General features: G+C 68.3%; 4 protein-coding genes. 3 read left to right on the top strand and 1 reads right to left on the bottom strand.

All coding sequences use genetic code 11. From position 1 onward, the window contains the following. Nucleotides 1-133: 133 nt before the first annotated feature. The gene (locus DQP56_RS23105) at nucleotides 134-712 is read right to left on the bottom strand and encodes a YceI family protein (RefSeq protein ID WP_112689369.1); all 579 of its coding nucleotides are present in this window, start codon (nucleotides 710-712) and stop codon (nucleotides 134-136) included. A gap of 128 nt (nucleotides 713-840) precedes the next feature. Here DQP56_RS23105 and DQP56_RS23100 point away from each other — a divergent pair, with 128 nt between their 5' ends. The 3 genes from DQP56_RS23100 to gnd all read left to right on the top strand — a co-directional run bounded on the left by DQP56_RS23100 (nucleotide 841) and on the right by gnd (nucleotide 3810). Then, nucleotides 841-1263, top strand: coding sequence for a hypothetical protein (locus DQP56_RS23100; RefSeq protein ID WP_112689367.1), 423 nt, complete (start codon nucleotides 841-843; stop codon nucleotides 1261-1263). A gap of 89 nt (nucleotides 1264-1352) precedes the next feature. Continuing rightward, complete coding sequence (locus DQP56_RS23095; protein WP_112689365.1) at nucleotides 1353-2777, top strand: glucose-6-phosphate dehydrogenase; 1425 nt, start codon at nucleotides 1353-1355, stop codon at nucleotides 2775-2777. Nucleotides 2778-2790: 13 nt separating this feature from the next. Next, on the top strand, nucleotides 2791-3810 hold the full coding sequence (gnd, locus tag DQP56_RS23090) for a phosphogluconate dehydrogenase (NAD(+)-dependent, decarboxylating) (RefSeq protein WP_112689363.1): 1020 nt from the start codon (nucleotides 2791-2793) through the stop codon (nucleotides 3808-3810). The last annotated feature ends 209 nt before the right edge of the window (nucleotides 3811-4019 follow it).

The raw sequence follows: 4019 nt of genomic DNA, 5'->3' as shown, positions 1-4019 counted from the left end.
CGCGCTGTGGGACGGGCCGGATGTGCTCCCGGAACCACCGGCACCGCCGCCGCACAGCGGAGCGTCGCTGCTGGAGCGGTTCCGCGAGCGTATTCCGCGCCTTCCCGGCCGCTGAGTCGTCCCGGTCGCGGAGTCAGGACCCGCGGATCTCGTCCGCCGAGACGGTCGCCGAGAAGGAAACCGACACCTCGTCGGCGACTTGCATCGCCCCCATCAGCATCGAATAACGCCGCACCCCGAAGTCGCTGTGACGAACCACGGTGTCAGCGTCGACTCGCCACGAACCGCGGTGCTGATGCGGCGGCCCCAGCTCGGTCACCTGCACGTCGATGACGTACGGCTTGGTTCGACCGCGAATCTCCAGGGATCCGGTCAGCCGGTAGCCCATGTCGGTCGCCTCGATCTCACTGCTCTCGAAGCGGATCCGGCCGTACTTGTCGGCCCCGAGGCAGTTGCGTGCATTGGTGCGGATCAGCGCCTTCTCCGGACCGGTCAGTGGCGTCATGCCGCCCTCACCGCCGAGCACCCGCAGCGAATCGACCTCGACGGTCAGTGTCGCGGCGGTGGGCTGCTCGCCGGACCACGAAACCACCGCCTGCCAGCGCTCCATGGCGATCGTGAGGCGATGCCCCATCCTCGCGGCGCGGCCGGCCACCCCCGTGCCGAGTTGCAGCCGACCGTGCGATGCGTCGAACTGTCCCTGCGCGGTCATCTGCGGCACTCTAGCGGCCCGGGGCGGTGGCGCCATTCGGCGGAATCACGATGAGGCGCCGCCGGCACCCGTTAGGCTGCCACGCGGGGCCGTCTGCTGGCCAGGATCGACAGACTGAGGGCTGAAGAATGATTCGTGAACTAGCTGCAGCTGCTTTCATCGCCGGAGCCGCGGGGGCAGCCGCCATCGGCGTCGCACCGGCCGCCGGCGCCTACCCCGGTGATGTGCCGGGGATGGCCGAGGGACAGCGGCAGGGCGACGCCTGCTTCAGCTGGGAGCGCTACATCTACGGCCACGGCCCCAACGGCCAGGCGCTGGCCTGCCATTTCATCGCCAACCAGTGGCCGCCCAAGGACACCGGGTTCTGGCAGATCTCCTACCCCCTCTACGGCGTGCAGGAGATCGGTTCGCCCTGCCCGAATCCGCAGTCGGCCGCACAGTCGCCCGACGGCCTGCCGCTGCTGTGCCTGGGCGCGCGGGGCTGGCAGCCCGGCATCTACACCGGGGGCATTGGACCGTACTTCCCGCCGGGGATCGCCCAGGTCGGGTGAGCACGGCGTGAGTCCGCCACGCGTCGTCGGCGGACAGCGTTCTTCCAGGCGGTTGCACTAGCTTCAGGCGGGGTAGCAACGGGCAGGAGGTGCCGAACTTGGGCGGACGCGCTGAGGAGAACTCGCAACGGTTGGTGATCTTCGGGATAACCGGAGACCTGGCCCGCAAAATGACCTTCCGCGCGCTGTATCGCCTGGAGCGCCGCAAACTGCTGGACGGCCCCATCGTCGGGGTGGCCAGCGACGACATCACGGTCGATGAGCTGGTCAACCGGGCCGCCGAGGCGATCCGCCACAGCGGCGAACCGTTCGACGAGACGGTGTTTCGCCGCCTGGCGGAGCGGTTGTCCTATCTGCCCGGCGACGTCACCGATGCCGCACTTTACGAGCAGCTCGCCGAGCGGGTCGGAACCGATCAACCGTGCCTGTACTACCTGGAGATGCCGCCGTCGCTGTTCGCCCCGATCGTGGAACACCTCGGTCGGGCCGGACTGCTGCAGCGGTCCCGGGTGGCGGTGGAAAAGCCGTTCGGCCACGACCTGGCCTCCGCACGCGACCTCAACAGCCGGATGTGCGCGGTGCTGCAGGAGGACCAGATCCTGCGAGTCGATCACTTCCTGGGCAAGCAACCGGTCGCTGACCTGGAGTGCCTGCGGTTCGCCAACACGACGCTCGCCGAACTGTGGGATCGGCACAGCATCGCCGAGATCCACATCACCATGGCCGAGAACTTCGGTGTCGAGGAGCGCGGCGGCTTCTATGACGCCGTGGGCGCGTTACGCGACGTGGTGCAGAACCACCTACTACAGGTGCTGGCACTGGTCGCGATGGAGCCGCCGGTCGGCCCCGGTGACGACGACCTCAACGACAAGAAGGCCGAGGTGTTCCGCGCGATGCCCGCGGCCGACCCGGTGCACTACGTCCGGGGCCAGTACCGCGGTTACAGCGATGTACCCGGAGTCGCCGACGGCTCGCAGACTGAGACCTTCGTGGCGTTGCGCCTACAGATCGAGAACTGGCGCTGGGCGGGTGTCCCGATCTTCCTGCGCGCCGGCAAGGCACTGCCCGAACGAGTCACCGAGGTTCGGCTGTTCACCCGCCGGGTACCGGCGCTGGCGTTCATGCCGCACCGGGACAGGGCCCAACGTAACCAGATCGTGCTGCGCATCGACCCGGATCCGGGGCTGCGGCTGCAACTGGTGGCCCAAGACGACCAGAACGCTCAAGCCTGGCGTGATGTTCACCTGGATTCTTCCTTCACTCACGATCTGGGGGAACCGATCCAGCCCTATGAGCGGCTGTTGCATGCCGCGATAGTCGGCGACCGCCGGCTGTTCGCCCGAGAGGACAGCATCGAGGAGACCTGGCGGATCGTGGCCCCGTTGCTCGAAAACCCCGGCGAGGTCCACCCCTACGAGCGTGGCTCGTGGGGGCCGGAGGCCGCGCAGGCACTGGTGCGTGGCCACCGGAGTTGGCAGCAGCCCTGGTTGCCGGCGAACGGCCGGTCACAATGAGAGGAGCACACACATGCGGTTGGGGATGATCGGCCTGGGGCGGATGGGCGCCAACCTGGTGAGGCGGCTGGTCGATGACGGCCACGAATGCGTCGTCTACGACCACAATCCCGAGGTGGTAGCCGCGCTGGCCGCCGAGACCCAGGCCACCGGGGTGTCCTCGACGGCCGAGCTGGTCGAGAAACTACCCGCGCCCCGGGTGGTGTGGGTGATGGTGCCGGCCGGCTCGATCACCACCGGGGTCATCGAGGAACTCGCGGACACGCTCAGCGCCGGCGACATCGTGATCGACGGCGGCAACTCTTACTACCGTGACGACATCGCACACTCGAAGCTGCTGTCCGACAAAGGTATTCGTCTACTCGACTGCGGCACCAGTGGCGGGGTGTGGGGTCGCGAGCGGGGCTACTGTCTGATGGTCGGCGGTGACCGCGGTGCGTTCGACCATGTCGAGCCGATATTTGCCACCATCGCGCCTGGGGTAGACGCCGCGCCCCGCACGCCGGGCCGTGACGGTGAGGTCGCCCAGGCCGAGAACGGCTACCTGTACTGCGGCCCATCGGGGGCAGGGCACTTCGTGAAGATGGTCCACAATGGCATCGAGTACGGGATGATGGCCTCGATCGCGGAGGGGCTGAATATCCTGCACCATGCCAACATCGGCAAACAGGACCAACGCGGCGACGCCGAGACCGCGCCGCTGAGCCATCCCGAGTTCTACCAGTACGACATCGACATCCCCGAAGTCACCGAGGTCTGGCGGCGGGGCAGTGTGATCGGCTCATGGCTGCTCGACCTGACCGCCGGGGCCCTGCAGAAATCCCCGGCGCTGGAGGAATTCGCCGGCCGCGTCTCCGATTCCGGCGAAGGCCGCTGGACCGTGATCGCCGCCATCGACGAGGGTGTTCCCGCCCCGGTGCTCACCACCGCGCTGTATGCGCGATTCGCCTCCCGGCAACTGTTCGAGTTCGGCGCGAAAGTGCTCTCGGCGATGCGCAAGCAGTTCGGCGGGCACGACGAGAGATCCGGCTGAGCCGACCGCGCCCGGGCCCGGGCGGCAGACCGAGCGGTATCGGCGATCCTGGCCGCCTGCCGCGACGGCATGCCAGTATTGGGCATGCCGCAGCGACGGCGAGCCACCCAGGCCAGTGGCGCTTCGATGCGTGCCGGTGCGGATACGGCGACCGGTCGGGTGATCGCGCTGATCGTGCTGGTGCTCGCGGCCGGGGCGGCGACGCGCGG

The sequence above is a fragment of the Mycolicibacter senuensis genome (assembly GCF_003284925.1).
In the GTDB taxonomy this organism is placed as follows: domain Bacteria; phylum Actinomycetota; class Actinomycetes; order Mycobacteriales; family Mycobacteriaceae; genus Mycobacterium; species Mycobacterium algericum_A.
The sequence above is the reverse complement of the archived record's forward strand: the minus strand, read 5'-3'. Positions and strand labels throughout refer to the sequence as shown.

Excerpts from the sequence above, each read along its gene's own strand:
- DQP56_RS23100 (WP_112689367.1), top strand. The coding sequence starts at position 841 with ATGATTCGTGAACTAGCTGCAGCTGCTTTCATCGCCGGAGCCGCGGGG.
- DQP56_RS23105 (WP_112689369.1), bottom strand. The coding sequence starts at position 712 with ATGACCGCGCAGGGACAGTTCGACGCATCGCACGGTCGGCTGCAACTC.
- gnd (WP_112689363.1), top strand. The coding sequence starts at position 2,791 with ATGCGGTTGGGGATGATCGGCCTGGGGCGGATGGGCGCCAACCTGGTG.